This is a genomic window from Falsiroseomonas sp. CW058 (assembly GCF_050563535.1).
In the GTDB taxonomy this organism is placed as follows: Bacteria; Pseudomonadota; Alphaproteobacteria; order Acetobacterales; family Acetobacteraceae; genus Falsiroseomonas.
This window is the reverse complement of sequence record NZ_JBNXUO010000015.1, coordinates 93,036-117,120: the sequence shown is the minus strand read 5'-3', so window position 1 is coordinate 117,120 and position 24,085 is coordinate 93,036. Positions and strand designations below refer to the sequence as shown.

Annotated in this window: 23 protein-coding genes and 2 other RNA genes; 9 read left to right on the top strand and 16 right to left on the bottom strand. The window is 73.3% G+C overall.

Features of this window, described 5'->3' with window-relative positions:
• The 8 genes from ftsL to ACK8OX_RS13940 form a co-directional block, all read right to left on the bottom strand.
• A partial coding sequence (ftsL, locus tag ACK8OX_RS13975; RefSeq protein WP_430664751.1) for a cell division protein FtsL occupies positions 1-342 on the bottom strand: 342 nt, incomplete at its 3' end.
• On the bottom strand, positions 339-1,289 hold the full coding sequence (rsmH, locus tag ACK8OX_RS13970) for a 16S rRNA (cytosine(1402)-N(4))-methyltransferase RsmH (RefSeq protein ID WP_430664749.1): 951 nt from the start codon (positions 1,287-1,289) through the stop codon (positions 339-341). The genes ftsL and rsmH, both read right to left, overlap by 4 nt.
• Positions 1,286-1,762: a division/cell wall cluster transcriptional repressor MraZ gene (locus tag ACK8OX_RS13965; RefSeq protein WP_430664747.1), complete on the bottom strand. Its 477-nt coding sequence runs from the start codon at positions 1,760-1,762 to the stop codon at positions 1,286-1,288. Before ACK8OX_RS13965 ends, rsmH begins: the two co-directional genes overlap by 4 nt.
• A 380-nt stretch (positions 1,763-2,142) precedes the next feature.
• An RNA gene (rnpB, locus tag ACK8OX_RS13960) (RNase P RNA component class A) lies at positions 2,143-2,557 on the bottom strand.
• A 62-nt stretch (positions 2,558-2,619) separates the two neighbouring features.
• Entirely contained in the window at positions 2,620-3,165 is a 546-nt protein-coding gene (locus ACK8OX_RS13955) for a nucleotidyltransferase family protein (protein WP_430664746.1), read from the bottom strand.
• Complete coding sequence (locus ACK8OX_RS13950) at positions 3,162-3,836, bottom strand: N-acetylmuramoyl-L-alanine amidase (protein ID WP_430664744.1); 675 nt, start codon at positions 3,834-3,836, stop codon at positions 3,162-3,164. Before ACK8OX_RS13950 ends, ACK8OX_RS13955 begins: the two co-directional genes overlap by 4 nt.
• 4 nt (positions 3,837-3,840) lie before the next feature.
• Complete coding sequence (locus ACK8OX_RS13945; protein ID WP_430664743.1) at positions 3,841-4,626, bottom strand: TerB family tellurite resistance protein; 786 nt, start codon at positions 4,624-4,626, stop codon at positions 3,841-3,843.
• A 77-nt stretch (positions 4,627-4,703) separates the two neighbouring features.
• A complete protein-coding gene (locus tag ACK8OX_RS13940; RefSeq protein WP_430664741.1) occupies positions 4,704-5,234 on the bottom strand; it encodes a winged helix DNA-binding protein in 531 nt (176 codons plus the stop codon).
• A gap of 133 nt (positions 5,235-5,367) precedes the next feature.
• Here ACK8OX_RS13940 and ACK8OX_RS13935 point away from each other — a divergent pair, with 133 nt between their 5' ends.
• Positions 5,368-8,976, top strand: coding sequence for a hydantoinase B/oxoprolinase family protein (locus ACK8OX_RS13935; RefSeq protein WP_430664740.1), 3,609 nt, complete (start codon positions 5,368-5,370; stop codon positions 8,974-8,976).
• Positions 8,973-11,816 carry an AsmA family protein gene (locus ACK8OX_RS13930; protein ID WP_430664739.1) on the top strand — a complete coding sequence of 948 codons (2,844 nt, stop codon included), beginning with the start codon at positions 8,973-8,975 and terminating at the stop codon, positions 11,814-11,816. Before ACK8OX_RS13935 ends, ACK8OX_RS13930 begins: the two co-directional genes overlap by 4 nt.
• Here the strand turns inward: ACK8OX_RS13930 and ACK8OX_RS13925 are convergent.
• The 5 genes from ACK8OX_RS13925 to ACK8OX_RS13905 are packed head-to-tail and all read right to left on the bottom strand — an operon-like array spanning position 11,813 to position 15,928.
• Positions 11,813-12,073 (bottom strand): ribbon-helix-helix domain-containing protein, encoded by a 261-nt coding sequence (locus tag ACK8OX_RS13925; protein ID WP_430664738.1) that lies wholly within the window; start codon positions 12,071-12,073, stop codon positions 11,813-11,815. The genes ACK8OX_RS13930 and ACK8OX_RS13925 overlap by 4 nt on opposite strands.
• Positions 12,070-13,479: a class II fumarate hydratase gene (locus tag ACK8OX_RS13920; RefSeq protein ID WP_430664737.1), complete on the bottom strand. Its 1,410-nt coding sequence runs from the start codon at positions 13,477-13,479 to the stop codon at positions 12,070-12,072. The genes ACK8OX_RS13925 and ACK8OX_RS13920 overlap by 4 nt, the downstream gene beginning before the upstream one ends.
• A gap of 34 nt (positions 13,480-13,513) precedes the next feature.
• Positions 13,514-13,924 (bottom strand): VOC family protein, encoded by a 411-nt coding sequence (locus tag ACK8OX_RS13915; protein WP_430664736.1) that lies wholly within the window; start codon positions 13,922-13,924, stop codon positions 13,514-13,516.
• Between the two features lie 4 nt (positions 13,925-13,928).
• Complete coding sequence (locus tag ACK8OX_RS13910; protein WP_430664735.1) at positions 13,929-14,327, bottom strand: RidA family protein; 399 nt, start codon at positions 14,325-14,327, stop codon at positions 13,929-13,931.
• Complete coding sequence (locus ACK8OX_RS13905) at positions 14,327-15,928, bottom strand: fumarate hydratase (protein WP_430664757.1); 1,602 nt, start codon at positions 15,926-15,928, stop codon at positions 14,327-14,329. Before ACK8OX_RS13905 ends, ACK8OX_RS13910 begins: the two co-directional genes overlap by 1 nt.
• Positions 15,929-16,222: 294 nt before the next feature.
• Between ACK8OX_RS13905 and ACK8OX_RS13900 the strand changes: the two genes are divergently transcribed.
• Positions 16,223-16,861, top strand: a complete 639-nt coding sequence (locus ACK8OX_RS13900) for a calcium-binding protein (RefSeq protein WP_430664734.1) — start codon at positions 16,223-16,225, stop codon at positions 16,859-16,861.
• 42 nt (positions 16,862-16,903) lie between these two features.
• Here ACK8OX_RS13900 and ACK8OX_RS13895 read toward each other — a convergent pair whose 3' ends face one another.
• Both ACK8OX_RS13895 and ssrA read right to left on the bottom strand, forming a co-directional pair.
• On the bottom strand, positions 16,904-17,407 hold the full coding sequence (locus ACK8OX_RS13895; protein WP_430664733.1) for an SspB family protein: 504 nt from the start codon (positions 17,405-17,407) through the stop codon (positions 16,904-16,906).
• A 134-nt stretch (positions 17,408-17,541) separates the two neighbouring features.
• Positions 17,542-17,861: a transfer-messenger RNA gene (ssrA, locus tag ACK8OX_RS13890) on the bottom strand.
• 63 nt (positions 17,862-17,924) lie between these two features.
• On the opposite strand from ssrA, the gene thyX reads away from it, so the two are divergent.
• The 4 genes from thyX to ACK8OX_RS13870 are packed head-to-tail and all read left to right on the top strand — an operon-like array spanning position 17,925 to position 20,572.
• On the top strand, positions 17,925-18,863 hold the full coding sequence (gene thyX / locus ACK8OX_RS13885; RefSeq protein WP_430664731.1) for an FAD-dependent thymidylate synthase: 939 nt from the start codon (positions 17,925-17,927) through the stop codon (positions 18,861-18,863).
• Complete coding sequence (locus tag ACK8OX_RS13880; protein WP_430664730.1) at positions 18,853-19,074, top strand: hypothetical protein; 222 nt, start codon at positions 18,853-18,855, stop codon at positions 19,072-19,074. Before thyX ends, ACK8OX_RS13880 begins: the two co-directional genes overlap by 11 nt.
• 11 nt (positions 19,075-19,085) lie before the next feature.
• Positions 19,086-19,691, top strand: a complete 606-nt coding sequence (locus tag ACK8OX_RS13875; RefSeq protein ID WP_430664729.1) for an HD domain-containing protein — start codon at positions 19,086-19,088, stop codon at positions 19,689-19,691.
• The gene (locus ACK8OX_RS13870; protein ID WP_430664728.1) at positions 19,688-20,572 is read left to right on the top strand and encodes a ribokinase; all 885 of its coding nucleotides are present in this window, start codon (positions 19,688-19,690) and stop codon (positions 20,570-20,572) included. Before ACK8OX_RS13875 ends, ACK8OX_RS13870 begins: the two co-directional genes overlap by 4 nt.
• A 31-nt stretch (positions 20,573-20,603) precedes the next feature.
• Here ACK8OX_RS13870 and ACK8OX_RS13865 read toward each other — a convergent pair whose 3' ends face one another.
• A complete protein-coding gene (locus ACK8OX_RS13865) occupies positions 20,604-21,719 on the bottom strand; it encodes an Mrp/NBP35 family ATP-binding protein (protein WP_430664727.1) in 1,116 nt (371 codons plus the stop codon).
• A 223-nt stretch (positions 21,720-21,942) separates the two neighbouring features.
• Between ACK8OX_RS13865 and hflK the strand changes: the two genes are divergently transcribed.
• Together hflK and hflC are read left to right on the top strand one after the other, a co-directional pair.
• The gene (gene hflK, locus ACK8OX_RS13860; protein ID WP_430664726.1) at positions 21,943-23,190 is read left to right on the top strand and encodes an FtsH protease activity modulator HflK; all 1,248 of its coding nucleotides are present in this window, start codon (positions 21,943-21,945) and stop codon (positions 23,188-23,190) included.
• Positions 23,187-24,074, top strand: coding sequence for a protease modulator HflC (hflC, locus tag ACK8OX_RS13855; protein WP_430664725.1), 888 nt, complete (start codon positions 23,187-23,189; stop codon positions 24,072-24,074). The genes hflK and hflC overlap by 4 nt, the downstream gene beginning before the upstream one ends.
• Positions 24,075-24,085 lie beyond the last annotated feature (11 nt).

The window sequence follows — 24,085 nt, the reverse complement described above, 5'->3', positions numbered from 1 at the left end:
CGGCGGCTCCGCCGCGGGCGGCGGGGCAAACAGGTTCGGCGCGCCGGCGAAGGCGACCGCCCCCGGCAGGCGGCGCTCCATCTCGGCGGCGCGGGCGAAGTGCTGCGGCTGCATCGGCTCGAGCGCAAGGTGGCGCGTGGCGACCTGGCGCAGCCGCTCCGGCTCGTTCAGCAGGGCCCATTCGGCGCGCAGGATGCTGATGCGCTCCCGCGCCGCCTCCGTCTCGCGCCGGATCTCGCGCAGTTCGCGGTCATGCAGCGCGACCGAGTGCTTGACCTGGTATAGCCAGGCACCGGCCCCGGCGAAGGCGAAGAAGCAGAGGACCGTGAAGGGCCGGATCATGTCGCCATCCGCGCATGAGGGGGTGGGCGGCGTTCGAGGGCCCGCAGGCGCGCCGAGCGCGCACGCGGATTGGTCTGCAGCTCCGCCTCGCCAGGGCGGAGCGCGCGCGGCGTGAGCAGCGCGAAAGCGGGTTCGGGCGGCGGCAGCAGCGCCGCCGGATCATGGCGCGACGCCGCGCCGGACCGGCCGGTCGCATCGGCGAAGGCGCGCTTGACGATGCGGTCCTCGAGCGAGTGGAAGGCGACGACGACCAGCCGCCCGCCCGGGGCGAGAAGGTCCATCGCCGCGGCGATCCCACGCTCGACCTCGCCGAGCTCGTCGTTCACGGCGATCCGCAGCGCCTGGAAGGAACGGGTCGCGCCGTCGATGCCCGAAGGGTCGCGCGGCACCGCGCGACGCACGATTTCGGCAAGTCGCGCAGTGGTGAGGATCGGCGACTCGGCGCGGGCCCGGAGGATCGCCCTGGCCACGCGGCGTGCGTGCCGCTCCTCGCCGAATTCGGCGATGATGCGGGCGAGCTCCGCCTCGGGCAGCGTGTTGACGAGATCGGCGGCGGTCGGCCCCTCGCGGCCCATCCGCATGTCGAGGGGGCCGTCGGCACGGAAGGAGAAGCCGCGCTCGGCCTGGTCGAGCTGGAAGGAGGACACGCCGAGATCCATCACCACGCCGTCGAGCGCGTCGATCCCGTGCGAGGCGAGGGTGTCCAGCATGTCGCCGAAGCAGGCTTCGAGCAGGCGCAGGCGGCCCCGATGCCGCGCGGCGATTTCCGCACCGCGCGCGATCGCATCCGGGTCCCGGTCGAGGGCCCAGAGCGTGCATTCGGCCGCACCCAGGATGGCGGAGGCATAGCCGCCGCCGCCGAAGGTGGCGTCGAGATAGATGGCACCCGATCGCGGCCGCAAGGTCGCCAGCACCTCCTCGAGCATGACGGGGGCGTGGCCGATCATGCCACGCCCCGCGGATTCGGGTGGAGGGGAGTTGCGGCAAGTGTGAGACGCTTTTCGAGGACGCGGCGCTTGGCCTCCGCCACATGGGCGCGGGCGGCCTCGGCGTCCCAGATCTCGAAGCGGTCGCCCTTGCCGAGGAAGGCGATGGATTCGCCGAGGGCGATGGTGCCGATCATGTCCTCGGGCAGCACCAGCCGCCCCTCGCCGTCGAGGCGGAGGACGGTGCTGTCGGCGACGATCCCGGCTTCGAGCGCATCGCGGTCCTCGGAGAAATGCTCGAGCGCGAGGATGCTTTCCAGCATGTGCTGGAACACCGCGCGGGAGCGGGCCTCGATGCAGGGATGCTGGTGGGAGATGCGGAAGACCAGTTGGTTCGTGGCAGCGGCATCGAGTTCGGCACGGAAGATCGCGGGGACGGAGATGCGTCCCTTGCGGTCCAGCTTGCCGAAATGCGTGCCCACGAACTGGGTCATCGCGCTATGCTGCCGCCCCCGCTCGACAGCCGCCTGGCCGCCGTCCCCCGCTCAGCGGCCGGTGAGGCCCCCCGACCCCACCGGCTCGCCCGACCAACCCCTTCCGGAGCCCCGATGCCCCCCCGAGCAGGCTCCGTCCGGGGTGCTTTGGGATAGCACGGGATTTCCTGGGACGACAAGCGGAAAACCCGTTCCCTGGGCGTAAGCGGATGGGCGAAAAGTGGCTTCTGTCAATGCGCTAGGATGAATTTCTGGCATACCTTGTCAGACCGTGAATGTCCGATCGTAGACAATCATAGTATTCCAGTTTTGTTCCTTTAACGTGCCCGGCAAATAGGCAGCAACAGCCTGTGGAAGACCTGTGGATTACGAGGAAAAGTGGTGCCAGGTGGCCTGTAAGCCGGGTTCTGTCCATGTCTCGCGACACTGGACGACCATTCCTCTGGACCCCCCGTCGCCGAGGGGTTCACGCGGCCAACCCGGGCGGCGGGGCGGGAACGCCCCTGCTTCCGCAGCCGAAGCTGCTCGGCCGGCCGCCCCTATTCGGCCTTGCTCCCGGTGGGGTTTGCCATGCCGCCCCCGTCGCCGGGGGCGCGGTGGGCTCTTGCCCCACCCTTTCACCCTTGCCCCGAGGTGGATCGCTCCACGTCGTGGCGGTCTGCTCTCTGTGGCACTTTCCCTGGGGTTCCCGCCTTGCGGCGCGTCCCCCGCCGGCCGTTGGCCGGCACCGTATTCCCGTGGAGCCCGGACTTTCCTCCAGCGGGTTGCCCCGCCAGCGGTCGCCCAGCCACCCGGCACCGCCGCCCGTGTGGCGCCCCGCGCGCTCACGGTCAATGGTCCTGTCACGGCCAATGGTCCTAGCCGGCGTCCAGCCGCAGCCCCAGCCAGCGCGCGCGCCAGCCCTTCGCCGCCATGCGCGCGTGCAGGATGCCCGGATCGGCGGCATGCGCCGGCGTCGGCCGCAGCGTCATCGACAGCAGGTCCTCCACCCCATGCGGCGCCAGCAGCTCCACCCGCCCCGCGGCAAGCCGCGCCGCCACCGCCGTCGCCGTCTCCGGCCAATGCGCCAGCGCATCCGCCAGGTCGCGATACGGCGCGTGCTCATGGGCCGCCGCCATCCAGGCCTGGTTGGTCACCGACCAGGGCAGCGGCCGCGCCGCGCGCAGCGATGCCTCGAAGGCCGCATCGCGCGCAGGCGGGGTGGCCGTGTCCAGGAACACCACGTCGAGGTCGGCGAGCGTCGCCACCTCCGGCACCCGTCCGGCCAGGCTGTCCCAAACCGCGTTGCGCACGAAGCCCGCGCCGATCCAGGCGCCCGGCGGCCCGGCCAGCGCCAGCGCCGCCAGCGCGTCGAGATGCGGGCCGCTTCCGCCCAGCACCGCCGCGACGTCCAGCCCCGTCACGCGACCGCTGCCGCCACCGCCGCAATCCGCGCCCGCGTCGCGTCATCCGCCGGCCCGTCGATCCGCGCGGGAAGCCAGTGGCGCCGGAAGGCCCGCAGCAGCACGGGCAGGGGCAGGTCGGTGCGGTAGCCGATGGCGCCGAGCGCGCCGAGCGGGTCCGCGGCCGGCGCTGCCGCGTCCCCCCGCGGCCAGAGCCCCACCCCCTCCGCCGCCAGCCCTTCCCAGTCGAACAGCTCGCCCGGGTCCTCCTTGCGGTCGGGGGCGATGTCGGAATGCGCGACGACGTTGCGCGCCGGGATGGGGTGGCGCGCCAGGATGCCGCGGCATAGCTCCGCGACCGCCCCCATCTGGAGCGCGGGGAAGGGGCGGTAGCCGTGCTCGTGCCCCGGGTTGACGATCTCGACCCCGATGCTGCGCCCGTTCAGCAGCGCATGGCCCCGCCAGTGGGAGATGCCGGCATGCCAGGCGCGCCGGTCCTCCGCCACCAGGCGGAACACCGCCCCGTCCTCCTCCACGACGTAGTGGGAGGAGACGCGCGCCGCCGGGTCGCGCAGCCGCGCCACCGCTTCCGCCCCGCTCCGCATCCCGGTGTAGTGCAGCACCAGCATGTCCACCGGCGTGCCGTCCGGGCGGGCGTCGTGGTTCGGGCTGGGCAGGTCGCGGATGCGCACCGGGTCAAAGCCCGCGCTGGCGCTTGATGCGGTCCCAGGCGGCGTTGATCTCCGCCACCTTCTGCGTCGCGCGCGCCACGAAATCGGGCGGGACGCCGCGCGCCGCCAGCGCATCCGGGTGGTTCTCCCGCATCAGCTTCCGCCAGGCGAGCCGCACCTCCTCATCCGTCGCGGCGGCGGTGAGGCCGAGCGTCGCATAGGCGTCGTCGGTCTTCTGCTGCTGTTCCACCGCGCCGCCGCCGCCGCCCGAGGCGGGGCTGCCGGCCTTCGCCCTGTCCCACGCCGCAGCGTCCAGGCCGAAGCGCAGGTGGATGCCCTGCAGCACCGGCAATTCGCCGCGCGTCACCGGCCCGTCGGCACGCGCGATGTAGAACAGCGCGGCCAGCACGTCCTCCAGCATCGCGCGGTTGTCGGCGAAGGCCTCGCCCAGCCGTTCGGCGAAGGGTTCCCACCCCTCGCCGTCCTCGCGCGCCTTGTCGAACATCTGCCCGACCTCGCGCAGGTTCTCGGGCGGGATGCGGAACATCGCCTTGAAGGCGTCGATCTCCTGCCGCTTCACCGGCCCGTCCGCCTTGGCGAGCTTGGCCGAGAGCACGATGACCGAGATCGCGAACAGCGTCTCCCGGTTGCCGAGCAGGGCGGCGAGGTCGGCCGCCCCGGGGGCGATCCGCCCGCCGGTCAGCGCCCCCTGGTCGGCGGCATGGCCCAGCGCCGCCCCCACCACGGCGCCGAGCGGCCCCCCGGTGAGGAAGCCGCCCACGCCACCAAGGATCTTGCCCCAGACGCTCAAGGCCCTGCCTGTCTCCTGCGAGCACCGGTCGTAGCATGCCCGCCCGGCGCGCTACAGGGTCGCCGCCACGCGGCGCGCTACAGGGTCGCCGCCGCGCGGGCGGCCTGGTCGTAGAAGCCCGACAGGGCGCGCAGAAGCTCCGCCAGTTCCGACAGTTGCGCCTCGGCCGGGCCGGAGGCGCGGAGCGGACGGGCCAGCAGCTTCTCCCGCACCTCGGCATAGGCGGCGCAGAGCGCGGCGCCCTCCTCGGTCGCCGCCACCAGCTTCTCCTTCCCCGCGCGGCCGGTCGCCACCAGCCCGGCCTGCTCCAGCTTGCGGATGGCATAGGTCGCGACATGCGCGTCCTCGATGTCGAGCACGAGGCAGATATCGGCGAGGCGCTTCGGCCGGTCGCGGTGGCGGACGGTGTGGAGGACGAGGATCTCGGTCGGCGACAGGCCCGGCCGCCCGGCCGCCGCCATGCAGCGCGCCATCCAGCGCGCGAAGCCGTGGCCGGCCAGGATGAGGCCGAACTCCACCTCCGACAGCGCGGGCGAGGCGCCGGCCGCGAGATGGGCGGAGGAGACGACGGGGCCTTCCGTGCCGCCCTTGCGCTTCGCCCCAGGCATGTCGGCCCCCGTGCCTCGTTGCGGAAATACGTTGACGATTTACCGATAAATTGTCAATGAACCTCCGCCTTGCCCCCGGCCTTGCGCCGATGCGGGGGCGGTGGGATCACCGCGGCGCGAGGGGGAGTGGCCCATGTCCGGCTGGCAGTTCTGGATCGACCGCGGCGGCACCTTCACCGACATCGTCGCCCGCGACCCGGCCGGCCGCCTTTCCACCGCCAAGCTCCTGTCCGAGAATCCGGGCCGCTACCGCGATGCCGCCGTCGCCGGCATCCGCCGCATCCTCGGCCTCGCCGAGGACGGGGCGCCGATCCCGCCCGGCACCATCGACGCGGTGAAGATGGGAACCACGGTGGCCACCAACGCCCTGCTGGAACGCAAGGGCGAACGCGTGCTGCTGCTGGTCAACCGCGGCTTCTCCGACATGGCCCGGATCGGCAACCAGGCCCGCCCGCGGCTCTTCGACCTCGAGGTGCGGCTGCCGGAGCTGCTGCATGAGCGGGTGGCCGAGATCGGCGGCCGCGTCGCGGTGGACGGGGCGGAGATCGAGCCGCTGGACGAGGCTGCCGCCCGCGCCGCGCTCGCCGCCGCCTTCGCCGACGGCATCCGCGCGGTGGCCATCGTGCTGATGCATGCCTGGGCGCATCCGGCGCATGAGCTTCGGCTGGGCGACCTGGCGCGGGAAGCGGGGTTCACCCAGGTCAGCCTCTCCCACCAGGCCAGCCCGCTGCCGCGCATCGTGCCGCGCGGCGACACGACGGTGGTGGATGCCTATCTCTCCCCGATCCTGCGCCGCTATGTCGGGCAGGTGGCGTCCGAACTGCCGGGGGTGCGGCTCTATTTCATGCAGTCCTCGGGCGGGCTGTCGGAGGCGTCTTCCTTCCAAGGCAAGGACGCGATCCTGTCGGGGCCCGCGGGCGGCATCGTCGGCGCCGCGCGCACCGCGGCGATGGCGGGCTTCGACCGCATCATCGGCTTCGACATGGGCGGCACCTCCACCGATGTCGCGCTCTATGCCGGCGAGTTCGAGCGCGCCTTCGAGACGCAGGTGGCCGGCGTGCGGATGCGCGCGCCGATGATGGCGATCAACACGGTGGCGGCCGGCGGCGGCTCCATCCTCGGCTTCGACGGCGCGCGCTTCCGCGTGGGGCCGGAAAGCGCCGGCGCCGTGCCGGGCCCCGCCTGCTACCGCCGCGGCGGGCCGCTGACGGTGACCGACGCGAACGTGATGGTGGGCAAGATCCGGCCCGACCAGTTCCCCGCGATCTTCGGCCCGGGCGGCGACCAGCCGCTGGATGCCGCGATCGTGCGGGAGAGGTTCGAGGCCCTGTCGCGGGAGATCGCGGCTGCGACCGGCACGCCGCAGGACCCGCGCGCGGTGGCGGAAGGCTTCCTGCGCGTCGCCGTCGCCAACATGGCCAATGCCATCAAGCAGGTCTCGATCCAGAAGGGGCACGACGTCACCCGCCACGCGCTGCAATGCTTCGGCGGCGCCGGCGGCCAGCATGCCTGCCTCGTCGCCGACGAGCTCGGGATGGAAACGGTGTTCATCCACCCCTTCGCCGGGGTGCTCAGCGCCTACGGCATGGGCCTCGCCGACCAGTCCACCATCCGCGAAGCCGCGGTCGAGGCGCCGCTGGCGGAGGATGCGATGGAGGGCCTGCGCGCCCGGCTCGCCGCGCTGGAGGAAGCCGGCCGGGCGGAGCTGGCGCGCCAGGGCGCGACCGGCGCCTTCTCCGCCGCGCATCGCCTGCATCTGCGCTACCAGGGCACCGACAGCTTCCTGCCCGTGGCCTTCGGCGCGCACGGGGAGGTGCTGGCCGCCTTCACCGAGGCGCATCGCCGCCGCTTCGGCTTCGCCACCCCCGAACGCCAGGTCGTCGTCGAGGCCTGCGTGGTCGAGGTGACGGCGCCGGGCGAGGCGATCGAGGAGGCCGCCCTGCCGCCCCGCCCGGCGGGCGAGGCGGTCCCCCGGCTCGCGACCGTCCCGCTCTGGACCGGCGGCGCCGAGCGCGAGGCGCCGGTGCTGGACCGCGAGGCGCTGCGCGCGGGCGACCGCATCGCCGGTCCCGCGCTGATCCGCGAGGCCATCGCCACCACCGTGGTCGAGCCCGGCTGGACGGCCGAGGTGACGGCGCGCAACCACCTGGTCCTGCGCCGCACCGAACAGCGCGAAACCGCGCGCACGGCCGGGCTGACCCGGGTGGATCCGGTGATGCTGGAACTGTTCAACAACCTGTTCATGTCGATCGCCGAGCAGACCGGCGCCGTGCTGCAGAACACCAGCCTCAGCGTGAACATCAAGGAACGGCTCGACTTCTCCTGCGCGATCTTCGACGCGGCGGGACGGCTGGTGGCCAATGCGCCGCATGTGCCCGTGCATCTCGGCGCCATGGGCGAAAGCGTGCGGACCGTCATCCGCTCCCGCAAGGCGACGCTGAAGCCGGGCGACGTGGTGGCGCTGAACAATCCGTACAACGGCGGCACCCACCTGCCGGACGTGACCGTCATAACCCCCGTCTTCGACGAGGCCGGGCGCGACATCCTGTTCTTCGTCGGCTCCCGCGGGCACCACGCCGACATCGGCGGCCTGACGCCCGGCTCCACCCCGCCCGGATCGGCGACGCTGGAGGAGGAGGGGGTCGTCATCGACGACTTCCTGCTGGTGGACGCCGGCCGCTTCCGCGAGGCCGAGTTCCGCGCCCTGCTGGCCGGCGCGAGATACCCCGCCCGCAGCCCGGACGTGAACGTCGCCGACATCAAGGCGCAGGTGGCCGCGAACGAGAAGGGCGTGCAGGAACTGCGCCGCGCCGTGCGCGACTTCGGGCTGGACACCGTGCGCGCCTATATGGGCCACGTCATGGACAATGCGGAAGCCGCGGTGCGTCGCGTGCTGGACCGCCTCCAGGACGGCAGCTTCGCGACGGTGATCGACGACGGCACGCCGCTGAAGGTGGCCGTCCGCGTGGACCGCGCGAACCGCCGCGCGACCATCGACTTCACCGGCACCGGCCCGCAGCGCCCGGACAACTTCAACGCCCCTGCCGCGGTCTGCCGCGCCGTCGTGCTCTACTGCTTCCGCTGCCTGGTGGGGGAGGAGATCCCGCTGAACGACGGCTGCCTCGTCCCGCTCGACATCGTGGTGCCGGACGGCACCTTCCTCTCGCCCCGGCCCGGCGCGGCGGTGGTCGCGGGCAACACCGAGGTCAGCCAGATGACCTGCAACGCGCTGCTCGCCGCGCTCGGCGCCTGCGCCTCGGCCCAGGCGACGATGAACAACCTCCTGTTCGGCGATGCGGTTTACCAATATTACGAGACGGTCTGCGGCGGCACCGGCGCGGGGCCCGGATTCGCGGGCACGGCGGCGGTGCAGACGCACATGACCAACACCCGCATGACGGACCCCGAGGTCTTGGAACTCCGCTACCCCGTCCGGCTCGAGGAATTCGCCATCCGCCGCGGCTCAGGCGGCGCCGGGCGCTGGGCGGGCGGCGACGGGGCGCGGCGGCGCATCCGCTTCCTCCGCCCGATGGAGGCCGTCATCGTCGCCTCCCGCCGCACCGTCGCGCCGCACGGCCTGGAAGGCGGGCTGCCAGGTGCGTCCGGGCGGCAATGGGTGGAACGCCTCGACGGCAGCATCCACGCGATGAAGGGCCAGGACCGGGCCAGCCTGGCCGCGGGGGAGGTGCTCGGCCTCGAGACCCCCGGCGGCGGCGGCTGGGGCGCACCGCAGCCGGGATGAGGAAGGTCGCGGCCGCCGCGGGGCTTCTGCTCCTGCTCGTCCTGGCCGGGCTCTGGCTCGGCCCGCGGGCGGTGAACTGGGAGTCCTGGCGCGGCCGCCTCGCGGAGATCGCGACCGACCGGCTCGGCCGCCCCGTCACGCTCGATGGCGCGGTGGAACTGGTGCTGCTGCCCCAGCCGATGCTGCGCGCCGGCGGCGTCTCCATCGGCGGCATGGATGACGAGGCGCGGGTGACGGCGCGGCTGCTGCGGCTGCGGCTCGACCTCACCGCGCTGCTGGGCGGGCGGCTGGAGCCGCGGGAACTGGCCCTGGTCGGCGCCGATGTCACGCTGCCCTGGCCGCCGGGCGCGCTGCTCGCCTTCCGGCCGCCGACCTGGATCACCGAATTCGACGCCCGGATCGAGGATGGGCGCATCCGCCTGGGCGATGCGGTGCTGGAGGGGGTGACCGCCTCGCTCAGCTCCGGCGGCGCGATGCAGGCGCTCGAGATCGCCGGCGGCTTCGCGCTGGCCGGCCGCGCCGCGCGCTTCACCGCCAGCCTCGGCCGCCCCGGCTGGGACGGCATCTCGACCTTCGAAGGCTCCCTCGCGCTGCCGGAACTCTCGGGCCGGCTGCGCGGGGTGCTGGTGCCCGGCGCGGGCTTCGAGGGCAGCATGGAGGTGCGCGGCCCCGACCTCGCGGCCCTGGTGCCGAGCCCGGGGGGGGCCTTCCGCGCCGCCGGGCGCCTGACCGCGAATGCCGAGCTGATCGCCGGCGAGGAACTGGCGATGGAGATCGGCGGCAGCCCGGCGCGAGGCGCGATCGCGCTGCGGCTGCTGCCCGCGCCGCGGCTCGACATCTCGCTGATCGCGAGCCGCCTCGACCTCGATGGCTGGGTGCAGGCGCTGCGGACCGGGGGCGCGCGACCCTGGCCGGTGGCGATCGACCTTTCGGCCGAGGCTGCCGCCTTCCGCGGCCAGACGCTGCGCCGCCTGCGCGGCACCGCCTTCCTGGAAGACCAGCGCCTGACGCTGACCGACGTCTCGGTGCTGCTGCCGGGGGAGACGGAGCTGGACTTCGCCGGCGCCACCGCGGGCGGGCGGCTTGAGATCGGGGCGCGCTTCGCGGGCGCCGACCTTCGCCCCACCCTGGCCGCCTTCGGCCTGCCGGTGGAGGGGCTGGACCCCGCGCTGCTGCGCCGCGGGGAGGGCCGGCTGCGCCTGGTGCTGGAGGAGGCGCAGGCGGGCATCCCGGAATTCAGCGCCAGCTTCGAGGGATTTCGCCTGTCCGGCGCCGGCGTCATGCGCCACGGCTCGCGCCCCGCGCTCGGGATGGGGCTGACGATCGACCGGCTGGACCTGCCGCGCTGGCTGCCCGGCGGGCTCGACCTCGCGGCCACCGGTCGCGCCTTCGCCACGCTCGACGTGAACCTGCGCCTCGCGGCGGAACGGGCGAGCTGGGACGCGACGGTGCTGGAACGCGCGGCCCTCGACGTCGCGCTGGAGGGGGGGAGGCTCACGCTCCGCCGGCTGTCCGGCCAGCTGGCGGGGGCGGATGTCGCGGCCTCCGGCGTCGTCACCTTCGCGCCGCAGGTGCGGCTGCAGGATCTCAGCCTGGAGATGAACGGCCCCCATGCGCGCGGTCTCGCGGCGCTGGTCCCCGGGGCCTGGCCCGACGGGACGGCGCTGGCAGGTCAGCGCCTGTCGCTGCGCCTGGCCGGCGGCGGCACGCCCGATGCGCTGGCGCTGCGCGGCGGCGCCGAGATCGGCGAGCTGCGGCTGGAGGCGACCGGCACGGCCGACCTGCTGCAGCGCCGCGGGACGGCGAGCCTGACGCTCCGCCATCCCGGCGCGCCGCGGCTGCTGGCGGAAGCCTTCGGAAGCCGCGCGGGGACCTGGCTCGGCGAGGGCTCCTTCTCGCTCGTGGCAACCGTCTCGGCCGGTCCGCAGGCGCTGGCGGCGGACAGCTTCGAGATCGTGGCCGGCGGCCTGCGCGGGCGCGGCGCGCTGACGCTCGCCACCGGCGCCCGTCCGCGCCTGACCGGCCGGATCGCTGCCGAACGCCTGCCGCTGCCGCTGCCGGGCTGGCGCAGCACGGAACCGCTCGGCCTGCCCGCGCTGGCGGGCTTTGATGCCGAGATCGCCTTCGAGGCGGCGCGGATCGAGGCGGGGGAGCTGGTGGTGGACGGCGCCGCGGCCGCGCTGCGCCTGGAAGGGGGCCGGCTGCAGGCCGAAGGCATCCGCGGGCGCATCGCCGGCGGGACGCTGGAGGCGACGCTGCTGGTCGACGTGCCGGCCGATGCCGCGCCGCAACTGGTGCTGGAGGCGCGGCTGGCCGAGGCGACGGTGGCCTCCCCCCTGCTGGGCCTGCCCTTCGACCTCGCGGCCGGGCGCGGCGAGGTCGGCTTCACGCTGCTGGCCAGCGGCCATTCGCCGGCGGCGCTGCTCGGCACGCTGGAAGGCCGGTGGCGGGCCTCGCTGCGCGACGGCGTGCTGACCGGCTTCGACCTGGCCGCCGCCACCGCGGCCTCCGGCCTGCCGGACCCGGCGGCGGCGGAAGCGGCGGTGCGGCGGGCGCTCACCTCCGGCGCGACGGCCTTCGACCGGCTCGACCTCGAAGGTCAGGCGGAAGGCGGCCGGCTGCGGGTGACGGAGGGGCGCGCCACCACGGAAGGCGGCGCGACGGCGATCCTGGCGGGGGAGGTGGACCTGCCCCGCGGCTCGCTCGACCTGCGCATCACGGTGCGCCCGGCGGCGCCCGACGCGCCCGAGCCCGGCCTGCGCCTGACCGGCCCGGCCGAGGCGCCGCGCGCCCTGCCCGAAACCGCCGCCTGGGCGCGCTGGCGGGCCGAGCGGGGTTAGCCCGCACCGCCTTCCGCACCGCCCCTGGTGCGGGGCGGGGGCGCCAGCGCCTCCCGCAGGGCGAAGACGCGGAGCGCGCTGGCCAGCGGCAGCTCGGCATCGGCCCGCGCCGCATCCAGCTCCGCCACCAGCGCGGCAAGGCTCAGGCCGCGTCGCGCCGCGGCGGCTTCCACCGACGCCCAGAACTCCGGCTCCAGCGCCACCGAGGTGCGGTGTCCGGCGAGCCGGAAGCTGCGCTTGCGCAGATGCGCCTTCACCCGCCCTCCAGCACCATGCCCGGCCGCACCATCCCGGCCGGCACCACCCAGCGGTCGAAATCCTCGGGCGCGACATGGCCGAGCCGGGATGCCGCCTCCTTCAGCGTGATGTCCTCGGCCAGCGCCAGTTTCGCGATCGCCACCGCCTTGTCGTAGCCGATCCGCGGGTTCAGCGCGGTCACCAGCATCAGCGACTTCGCCAGGTTGTCGGCGATGCGCGGCAGGTTCGGCTCCAGCTTGTCCACCATGTTGGCGGCGAAGCTCTCCGCCACGTCGGCCAGAAGCTGCACGGATTGCAGCAGGTTGTGGATGATCAGCGGCTTGAAGACGTTGAGCTCCAGGTGCCCCTGCGCGCCGCCCACCGTGACCGCAACATGGTTGCCCATCACCTGCGCGGCCACCATGGTCAGCGCCTCGGACTGGGTCGGGTTGGTCTTGCCCGGCATGATGCTGCTCGACAGCCCGTCGGCCGGGATCACCAACTCGGCGAAACCCGCCCGCGGCCCGCTGCCGAGCAGGCGGATGTCGTTGCCGATCTTGTTGAGCGACACGGCAAGCACGTTGAGCGCGCCCGACATCTCGACGAAGGCGTCATGTGCGCCCATCCCCTCGAAGGGGTTGTCGGCGGCGGTGAAGGGCAGGCCGGTCAGCGCCGCCATGCGTCCGGCGAAGCGGGCCGCGAAATCGGGGTGGCGGTTCAGCCCGGTGCCGGCCGCCGTGCCGCCTTGCGGCAGCGGTATCAGGCGGGGCAGCGCGCCCTCCACCCTGGCGATGCCGAGTTCGACCTGCCGCGCCCAGGCCGCCGCTTCCTGGCCGAGCGTGACCGGCACGGCATCCATCATGTGGGTGCGGCCGATCTTCACGATCCCCGCCCAGTCCCCCGCCCGCCGCGCGAGCGAGGCGTGCAGCGCGCGGAGCGCCGGGACCAGCCGCCCCGTCACCGCCTCCGCCGCCGCCACATGCATCACCGTGGGGAAGCTGTCGTTCGAGGACTGGCCCCGGTTCACATGGTCGTTCGGATGCACCGGCCGGCGGCTGCCGAGCGGCTGGCCGAGCGCCCGGTTCGCCAGGTTCGCGATGACCTCGTTGGCGTTCATGTTGGTCTGGGTGCCGCTGCCGGTCTGCCAGACGGGCAGGGGGAATTCCGCGTCGTGGCGGTTGGCCGCGACCTCCGCCGCCGCGGCGGCGATCGGCTCCGCGATCTCCGGCGGCAATTCGCCGAGCGCGCGGTTCGCCTCCGCCGCCGCCTGCTTCTGCAGGCCAACGGCGCGGACCAGGCCGGGCGGGAAGAACTCGCGCCCGATGCGGAACAGCCGCCGCGCGCGTTCCGTCTGCGGTCCCCACAGGCGGTCCGCCGGGATGTCGATGCTGCCGAGGCTGTCGGTTTCGGTGCGCGTGGCGGTCATGGTCGGGTCCTCCGCGCAACCTTGCCGGGCTGCGCTATCCGGGAAACGCATCCCCATAGGTCGCCAACTCGATCAGGTTCCCATCCGGGTCCCGGCAATAGACCGAGGTGATGGGGCCGAGCGCGCCGGCCTTCGCCACGGGCCCGAGTTCCACGGCCACGCCGATGCCCCTCAGGTGGTCCACCACGTCATCGGCCGAGACGGTGACGACGAAGCAGAGATCCTGCGTCCCCGGTTCCGCGGTGGCGGAGGAGAACCACTCCTCCTGCGTCGCCGTGCGCGGGCGGAGGTTGATCTTCTGGCCGCCGAACTTCAGGGCGGTCCGGCGCTGCTGGCCGAACTCCTCCCGCTCCATCCCCAGCACGCGCTGGTACCAGCCGGCGCTGACCTCCACGTCGCGGCAGGTGACGACCAGGTGGTCCAGCCGGTCCACGGCGAAGCGCATCTGCCTATCTCTCCCCCTCGCGGCGGCGCAGCCGCGCCGTGACCTCGATCTCGATCCGCATCTCCGGCGCCTGCAGGCCGGTGCAGAGCATGGTGGCGGCGGGCCGCGCGCGGCCCATCCACTTCTTCACCACCGGCCAGCAGGGCGGCCAGTCGGCGCGGTCGGGCAGGTAGTAGGTGGCGCGCACCACGTCGTCCATGCGCCCGCCGGCCTGCTTCAGCGCCGCCTCGATGTTGCGGAAGGCCTGCTCGCACTGTTCCGCCACGTCCGGGGCGATGGTCATGGTCGCGTAGTCGTAGCCCGTGGTGCCCGAGACGAAGATCCAGTCGCCGTCGACGAGGGCGCGGGAATAGCCGATCTCCTCCTCGAAGCGGGAGCCGGAGGAGATGCGGGACCGCGGCATCACTCCAGCCCTTCGTAGAAGTCGTTGCCCTTGTCATCCACCACGATGAAGGCCGGGAAGTCCTCGACCTCGATCCGCCACACGGCTTCCATGCCGAGTTCCGGGTATTCCAGCACCTCGACCTTGCGGATGCAGTCCTGCGCGAGCCGCGCGGCCGGGCCGCCGACGCTGCCGAGGTAGAAGCCGCCATGCGCCTTGCAGGCGTTCAGGACCGCCTTGCTGCGGTTGCCCTTGGCCAGCATCACCAGGCTGCCGCCGGCCTTCTGGAAGGCCTCGACATAGCTGTCCATGCGGCCGGCCGTGGTCGGGCCGAAGCTGCCCGTCGCGTAGCCCGTCGGGGTCTTCGCGGGGCCGGCGTAGTAGACCGGGTGGTTCTTGATGTAGTCGGGCAGGCCCTCGCCCCGGTCCAGCCGTTCCTGCAGCTTCGCATGGGCGATGTCGCGCGCGACGACGACGGTGCCGGTCAGGCTGACGCGGGTCTTCACCGGGTGCTTCGACAGTTCCGCGCGGATCTCGGCCATTGGCCGGTTCAGGTCGATCCGCACGACGTCGCCGCCCAGGATCTCCTCCGTCGCCTCGGGCAGGAAGCGGGCGGGGTCGTGTTCCAGCTGTTCCAGGAACACGCCCTCCGGCGTGATCTTCGCCTTGATCTGCCGGTCGGCGCTGCACGAGACGCCGATGCCGATGGGCAGGCTCGCGCCGTGCCGGGGCAGGCGCACCACGCGCACGTCATGGCAGAAATACTTGCCGCCGAACTGCGCGCCGATGCCGAGGTTCTGCGTCAGCCTGTGGACCTCGCGCTCGAACGCCACGTCGCGGAAGGCATGGCCCGCCTTGCTGCCCTGCGTCGGCAGGGCGTCGAGCCACTTGGTGGAGGCGAGCTTCACGGTCTTGAGGTTCGCCTCCGCGCTGGTGCCGCCGATGACCACCGCCAGGTGGTAGGGCGGGCAGGCGCTGGTGCCGAGCGTCTTGATCTTGTCTTCCAGGAACTTCAGCAGCTTCTCGGGCGACAGCACGGCGCGGGTCTGCTGGAACAGGAAGGTCTTGTTGGCGCTGCCGCCGCCCTTCAGGACGAACATCAGGTGCAGCTCGTCCGCGTGGTGGTCGCCGGGCTGCGCCATGATGGAGAACTCGACCGGCAGGTTGTTGCCGGTGTTCACCTCGTCCCACATGGTCAGCGGTGCCATCTGGGAATAGCGCAGGTTGGTCTCGGTGTAGGTGCGGTGGACGCCGAAGGAGATCGCCTCCTCCTCGTCGCCCTCCACCCAGACGCGCTGGCCCTTCTTGCCGAAGACGATCGCGGTGCCGGTGTCCTGGCACATCGGCAGCACGCCGCCGGCGGCGATGTTGGCGTTCTTCAGCAGGTCGAGCGCGACGAAGCGGTCGTTCGGCGACGCCTCGGGGTCCTTCAGGATGTTGGCCAGCTGCTGCAGGTGCCCCGGCCGCAGCAGGTGGGACACGTCGCGGCAGGCCTGGAAGGCCAGCTGTTCCAGCGCCCGCGGCTCCACCTTCAGCACCGTCCGCCCGTCGCAGGTGGCGGTCGAAACCCCGGCGATGTCCAGCCTGCGCCAGGGCGTCGCGTCGGCGCCGAGGGGGTACATCGGGCTGTAGGTGAAGTTGGCGGGCCGCGCGGGCGCGGTCACGGGGGAATCGAGGTCGAGCGGTGCGGTCACGGCGGGTCTCCGCGGGCTGCCCCGCGAAAGGCGGGGCCGGGGCGTCGCCGGGGTGGTAGCGCAGCCGGCCTTCCGCGCCAACGGTCACGGCCGCAGGGCCGGGGCACCCGCCGCGCGGGCCGACAGGCGCCGCCTATCGCGCCCATCGTTGGAACCACCCTGGCGTCAGCGCCCGTTCCGGGGTCTGATGGCGCCACCCCAGGACAGCGACGGAGCAGGGCCATGGCCACGGACACCCCCCCGAAGGCGCAGATCACCGAAGCCGCGCTCGACGCCGTGACCGGCGGGAACGGGGCGGAGCGCATCTCCGGCACCAGCGCCAACAACAACTACAGCACCGGCTACGGCGCCGACACGGTGATGGGCTGGACCGGCAACGACACGATCCAGGCCGGCGCGGACAACGACATCGCCGGCGGCCAGGCGGGCAACGATTCGGTCGATGGCGGCGAAGGCACGGACATCGTGACCGGCGGCGCGGGCACGGACACCGTCTCGGGCGGGGCGGGCAGCGACATCATCATCGGCGGCACCGGCGCGGACCTGCTGATGGGCGACGCGATGCTCGGCGTGCAGGGCGACGACAACTTCCGCTGGCATCCCGGCGACGGCAACGACACGATCCAGGGCGGCGGCGGCACCGACATCCTGGTGATCGAGGATGCGGGGATGAGCCTGCAGCAGCTGCTCGGCGCCATCCGCCTCGACAGCGGCTCCGCCCAGCCGCGGATCGAGAGCAACTACATCAACCTGACCGGGGTGAGCGGCACCGTCACCATCGGCGGCGAGACCATCCGCTTCACCGGGCTCGAGAGGATGGTGCCGGGCAGCTACCAGTATTTCCAGGGCCGGCAGGAATAGACGCCGCCCGCGGGGCGCCCCGGCGCCCCGCGCGGCCGGGGTTCAGTCCCGCGCCGGGCGGCGGCGGAAGGCGTCCAGGCTCACCACCTGGGCCGGGGCTTCGGGCGCCGCCGGCTTGTCCTCGGCCGGTGCCGGCTGGTCTTCCACCGCCGGGGCGGGCGGCGCCATCACCGGCTGGAAGCGCAGGCCGTAGCGGACCGAGGGGTCGGCGAAGCCGGTCAGCGATGCGAAGGGCACGACCAGCGTCGCCGGCACGCCGCCGAAATGCAGCCGGACCGAGAACAGGTCGGCCGCGCGGTCCACCGTCAGCGCCTCGAACTGGTGCTGGAGGACGATGGTCATCTCCTGCGGGTAGCGGGCACGGAGATGGCCGGGAAGCTTGGCGCCGGGATGGTCGGTGCGGAAGGTCAGGTAGTAGTGGTGCTCCCCCGGAAGCCCTTCCCGCGCGGCGAGTTCGAGCGCGCGCGCCACCACCTCGCGCAGGGCGTCGTCGGTCCATCGGTCATAGGGGATCAGGCTCGGGGCCGGGCGCTGCTCGTCGCTCATGGGTCCATCCGCAACGGCCGGACCATACGGTGCGCCAGCCGGCCGGGAAAGAGGCCCCGGACCACGAGATGGCATGCGGACGCATCTTCTGGATGGACCGCGGCTGGCCTGCATGGTCCGGCAGGTCCGGCGAAAGTGGGGGGCTTCTGTTGCCCGGCGCCCCCCGAGCCGCGCTTACCTGTTAGGCAGCGAGTGCGACAGCCTCGCGGCTGTTGTCGTTCGCACTTAGGATTTAGCCCGATAACGGCGGTACAATGCCGGGCAAAAGCGGTCCCTTTACCACGCGCGTCGAGCCTGTTTCGCCCCCGTTCCGGCTGCCCCGACAAGGGCGGCTGAGTGGTGGAGGCGCCGGGCACTGCCCCCGGGTCCGCAACGCTTATTCTGAACCGTGTTTATCGCCATAGCCGCAAGCGGCAGGACCTATATAGGCGACCCCGCGGCAGGAATCGAGGGGGCTGCCGCACGGCCGCCTGAACAGGTAGAGAGGCCGCCGGACACCATCCGGGACACCTGGCAGATGGCCATCACCGCCGAACAGCAGCAGGAGATCGAGGCCGCGCGCGCCGCGGAGGGGCGGACACGCCGCCCGACCGTGCCCGCGCTGGAGGCGATGCTGTTCCAGGCGGTCCCCGTGCTCGACCACGGCTTCGTGCGCGTCATCGACTACATGGGCGACGACGCCGCGATCGTGCAGGCGGCCCGCGTGTCCTACGGGCGCGGCACGCGGGCGGCGAACGAGGATCGCGGCCTGATCCGCTACCTCATGCGGCACCGCCATTCGACCCCGTTCGAGATGTGCGAAGTGAAGTTCCACATCAAGCTGCCGATCTTCGTGGCGCGGCAATGGATCCGGCACCGCACGTCGAACGTGAACGAATACTCGGCCCGCTATTCCATCCTGGACCGCGAATTCTACATCCCCGCCCCCGAACACCTGGCCGCGCAATCCGCATCCAACCGCCAGGGCCGCGGCGAATTGCTGGAAGGGGAGGAGGCGGCGCGCGTGCTGGACCTGCTGCGGCAGGACGCCGCGCGCAACTACGACCACTACATCGAGATGCTGAACGAGGACGAGGCCGGCCAGCCGCTCGACCCCGCCCGGCAGGGGCTGGCGCGGGAACTGGCGCGCATGAACCTGACGCTGAACGCCTACACGCAATGGTACTGGAAGTGCGACCTGCACAACCTGTTCCACTTCCTGTCCCTGCGCGCCGACCCGCATGCCCAGTACGAGATCCGCGCCTATGCGGATGCCATGCTGGCGATGGTGGAGGCCTGGGTGCCGATCGCCCATGGCGCCTTCCGCGACTACCGGCTCGGCGCGGTCACGCTGTCCTCCCAGATGCTTGGCATCGTCCGGCGGATGCTGGCCGGCGAGGCGGTGGGCCAGGAGGGGTCCGGCCTGTCGAAGCGGGAATGGCGGGAGTTGATGGAGGTGCTCGGCCGTGGCGGCTAGCGCCGCAGCAGGTAAGCGGGGCGGCAAGGGGCGCGGCAAGCCTGCTGCCACCGCCTCCGGCGCGCTGGCGCGCTGGTGGAAGGTGGCGCTGCTGGTGCTGCTGGTCACGCTCGGCCTGCCGCTGGGTCACGCGCTGTTTGGCGAGGTCGTGGCCCTGCTGGGCGGCGCGGTGCTGTTCGGCTTCCTCCTCGGCCGCTGGACGGCACGGTAAGGGCGCGCGCCATGGACAGCACGCGCCTTGCCGCCCTGATCGACTTCCTCGCCCTGGCCGACCGGCTGAAGCATGTCGAGCGGCGCGGCCGGACCCGCGGCCCGGATGGCGGCGCGCGGCAGGAGAACTCGGCCGAGCATTGCTGGAACGTCGCCCTCGTCGCCCTGCTGCTGCATGGCGAGGTGGAGGACCCGCCCGACCTCGGCCATGTGCTGGCGATGATCGCCGCGCATGACCTGGTGGAGATCGAGGCCGGGGACACCTTCGCCTATGACGAGGCGCATCTGCTGACCCAGGCGGCGCGGGAGCGCGCGGCCGCCGATGTCGTCTTCGGCGCCCTGCCACCCGACCTCGGCGCCCGGCTGCGCGGGCTGTGGGAGGAGTTCGAGGAGGGCACGAGCAGGGAAGCCAGTTTCGCCATGGCCTGCGACCGCGCGCAGGGCTTCCTGCAAGGGGTGATCGGCACCGGTCACTGGCGCGACGCCGGCATCGCGGAGGCGCAGACGCATGGCCGGATGAACCCCGCCCGCGCCGTGGCGCCCGCTTTCGAGGCGCTGATCGCGGCGCTCTACGACCGGGCGCGGGCGGGCGGCATGTTCGCGACGCCATCGGGATGACCGTCCTCGTCTTCGGCTCCGCCAATGCCGACCTCGTCTTCGCCGTGCCGGACCTGCCGGCGCCGGGAGTCACCGTGCTCGGCGGGGACCTGCGCGCCCTGCCCGGCGGCAAGGGCGCGAACCAAGCGGTGGCGGCGGCGCGGGACGGGGCGCGCGTGTCCTTTGCCGGCTGCGTCGGCCGCGATGCCTTCGCCACCGTCGCCACCGCCGCGCTGCGAGGGGCGGGCGTCGATCTCTCCCGCCTTGCCGTGGTGGACCTGCCGACCGGCTGCGCCTCGATCTGCGTCGATCCGGCCGGGCGCAACCAGATCGCGGTCGCGCCCGGCGCCAACCTCGCGGCGCGCGCCGCGCAGGTGGAGGATGCGGCGCTGCATCCCGGCGCCACGCTGCTGATGCAGATGGAGGTTCCGCCGGCGGAGGTCGCGACGCTGGTCCATCGCGCGAAGGACCGCGGCGCGCGGGTGGTGCTGAACCTGGCGCCGCCGGCCGAGATCCCGGCGGAGGCGCTGCGCCGCCTCGACCTGCTGGTGGCGAACGAGCACGAGGCCGCGGTGCTGGGCGCGCGGCTCGGCTGCGGCGCGGGGGCGGATGCGCTGCGCGGCGCGCTCGGCTGCGATGTCGCGGTGACGCTGGGCGAGGCCGGGGCCGTGCTGGCCGGCGCGGCCGGCCCCCTGCGCGTGCCCGCCTTCCACGTCACGCCCGTGGACACGACCGGCGCGGGCGATTGCTGGTGCGGCGTGCTCTGCGCCGCGCTCGACCGCGGCCTGCCGGCCGAGGCCGCGCTGCGCCGCGCCGCCGCCGCCGCCGCGCTGGCCTGCACCCGGCCGGGCGCCGCGGCGGGGATGCCGGTGGCGGCGGAGACGGACGTGCTGCTGCGCTGACCCGTCCCCGCGGGCGGGGAAGGGCGCGCCGCTACTCCACCACGATCCGCGGGCCCGCCTGCGCGCCGCCGCGTTCCGCGACCTTCTCCCGCAGCCGCGACGCGATGCGCTGGTAGGCCTTCGCCTCCTCCGTCTCCGGCCGGGCGGCGACGATCGGCGTGCCGGCATCGGCCAGCTCGCGGATCGCCATCTTCAGCGGCAGCTCGCCCAGGAACTCCACGCCGATCCGCTCCGCCTCGGCCCGCGCGCCGCCATGGCCGAAGACATCGGCGCGGTGGCCGCAATTCGGGCAGCAGAAGAAGCTCATGTTCTCGATGAGGCCGAGCACGGGCACGCCGACGCGCTCGAACATCCTCACGCCGCGCCGCGCGTCGATCAGCGCGACGTCCTGCGGCGTGGAGACGATGACGGCGCCGGCCAGCGGCACGCGCTGGCTCATCGTCAGCTGCGCGTCGCCCGTGCCCGGCGGCATGTCCACCACCATGACGTCGAGCGCGCCCCACTCGACCTGGCCCATCATCTGCTCCAGCGCGCCCATCACCATCGGGCCGCGCCAGATCATCGGCGTCTCCTCCTCCACGAGGAAGCCGATGGACATCGCCTTCAGCCCCCATCGCTGGAGGGGGATGATGCGGCTTCCCTCCGCGCGGGGGCGTTCGCGGGTGCCGAGCATCTGCGGCAGGGACGGGCCGTAGATGTCGGCATCCAGCAGCCCGACGCGCAGCCCCTGGGTGGCGAGCGCGACGGCGAGGTTGACGGCGGTGGTGGACTTGCCGACGCCACCCTTGCCCGAGGCCACGGCGATGATGGCGCCGACATCCGGCAGCAGCATCGGCCCCTGGCCCGGCGCCGCCTTGCCACCGGGCCCGGCCGCGGGCTTCACGGCCGGCGCCTCGGCGCGGTGGGCGGTCAGTACCACGGTGGCGGACAGCACGCCGGGCACGGCGGCGGCCGCGCGTTCCGCGGCGGCGCGCAGCGGTTCGCTGTCGCGGGCGCGTTCGCGCGGGACCTGGATGGCGAACTGCACCAGGCCGTCGCGCGCGGCGAGCCCCTCGACCATGCCCGCTTCCACCACGTCACGGCCGCTGACGGGGTCGCGCACCGACCTGAGCGCGGCGCGCACCGCCTGCTCCAGCATCTCGCCCATCGCTTGAAAAACCCCCTGTCCCGTCCGATATCGCGCCAGCCGCGTCGGATCCGCAACGCCCGGCCGGGAGGGGACCTCCCGGCCGGGCGCGGGTCACCCGCCCGGGCCGGTCCGCCAGCGCCGCGCGGGCTCGCTCCGTCCCGGCGGGCCCCATATGGACCTTCGGTGCGGCGGCTGCACCCCTCCCCGGTCGGGAGGCGACGTGGCAGAAGCATAAGCCGGGATGAAGGAGGGCAACGGCCCGATGGCGTGGAACAGCAGCGGCGGACCCAGCCCCTGGGGGAACCCCCGGCCAGGCGGGCCCTGGGGGGCGCCGCAGCCGCCTTCGGGCGGAGGGCAGGGCGGCGGCGGCGGCCGCGGGCCGGACCTCGACGACGTGATCCGCCAGGCGCAGGACGCGGTGCGGCGCTGGCTGCCGCGCGGGGCCGGCGGCAAGGGCATCGCGCTGATCGGCCTCGTGCTGGTGGCGGTCTGGGCGGCATCCGGCTTATACCGGGTGAACCCGGACGAGCAGGGCGTGGTGATGCGCTTCGGCGCCTTCAACCGCACCGCCCCGCCCGGCCTGAGATACCACGTCCCCTGGCCCTTCGAGACGGTGACGACGCCGTCGGTGACGCGCGTGAACACCGTGCAGGTCGGCTACCGCGCCCCGCTCGACACCGCCCCCGGCACGCGCCCGATCTCCGCGCGCGACATGCCGGAGGAGAGCCTGATGCTGACGGGCGACGAGAACATCATCGACATCGACCTCGTCGTGCAGTGGCGCATCCGCGACGCGGCGGAGTTCCTGTTCAACACCCGCAGCCCCGAGGCCACCGTGCGGGCCGCCGCCGAGAGCGTGATCCGCGAGGTGATCGGCCGCACCCCCATCCAGCCCGCGCTGACCGAGGCCCGCACCCAGATCGAGCAGGCGGTCCGCAGCGGCACGCAGGGCATCCTCGACCAGTACGGGGCGGGGGTGGAGATCCAGCGGGTGAACCTGCAGGATGTCGGCCCGCCGCAGCAGGTGGTGGACGCCTTCCGCGACGTGCAGCGCGCGAATGCGGACCGCGACCGCGCCCGCAACGAGGCCGAGAGCTACCGCAACGACATCATCCCCCGCGCCCGCGGCGACGCCCAGCGCATGGTGCAGGAAGCCGAGGGCTTCCGCGAAAGCCAGGTCGCCCGCGCCCGCGGCGAGGCGCAGCGCTTCGTCAGCGTGCTCACCGCCTATCAGGCGGCGCAGGACGTGACGCTGCGGCGGATGTACATCGAGACGATGGAGGAGATCCTGCGGCGCAATCCGAAGGTGCTGGTGGACACCGGGCTGCAGGGCGTCGTGCCGCTGCTGAACCTCGGCGACGGCGCCCGCGTGCCGGCGGCGGCGGTGCCGCAGGCGATGCGCCAGTCCGCCCAGCCCCAGCCCCAGCCGCAACCCCCGCCGCCGGGCGCGTCCTTCGCGCCCGTCCGCCCGCAGGGAATTCCCCGATGAACCGCGCCCTGATCCTCGCGGTGGTGGCGGCCGTCGGCATCGTCGTCGCCGCCTCCACCCTGTTCACCGTCCACCAGACGCAGCAGGTGCTGATCACCCAGTTCGGCCAGCCGATCCGCGTGATCCGCGATCCAGGGCTGAAGGCGAAGATCCCCTTCATCCAGTCGGTCATCGCCTTCGACCGCCGCCTGCTGGACTACGACGCGACCGGCGAGGAGGTGATCCTCGGCGACCAGCGCCGGCTGATCGTGGACAGCTTCACCCGCTACCGCATCACCGACCCGCTGCTGTTCTTCCAAAGCGTCGGCGCCACGGAAGCCGGCATCCGCGCGCGGCTGAACTCCATCGTCACCTCCTCCGTCCGCCGCGTGCTCGGCAACGAACCGTTGCTGAGCGTGCTGTCGAACGACCGCGCCCGGATCATGACCGAGATCCGCCGCCAGGTGAACGACGAGGCGCGGCGCTTCGGCATCGAGGTGACGGATGTCCGCATCCGCCGCGCCGACCTGCCGGACGGCAACACCCAGGCCATCCTCCAGCGCATGCAGTCCGAGCGCGAGCGCGTCGCGCGCGAGCTGCGCGCCGAGGGCGCGGAGCAGGCCGCCGGCATCCGCGCCGGCGCCGACCGCGAACGCACCGTGCTGCTGGCCGAGGCGCAGGCGAGTTCCGACATCCTGCGCGGCCAGGGCGAGCAGGACGCGATCCGCATCTTCGCCGACGCCTTCCAGCGCGACCCGCAGTTCTTCCAGTTCTGGCGGAGCATGCAGGCCTACCGCGAGGCGTTCAGCGAGGGTGACACCCGCCTGCTGCTGTCGCCGGACAGCGAGTTCTTCCGCTACTTCCGGGAGAGCATGCCGGCGCCGGCCCCGCGCGCGGCACAGTAGCGCGCCGCCGG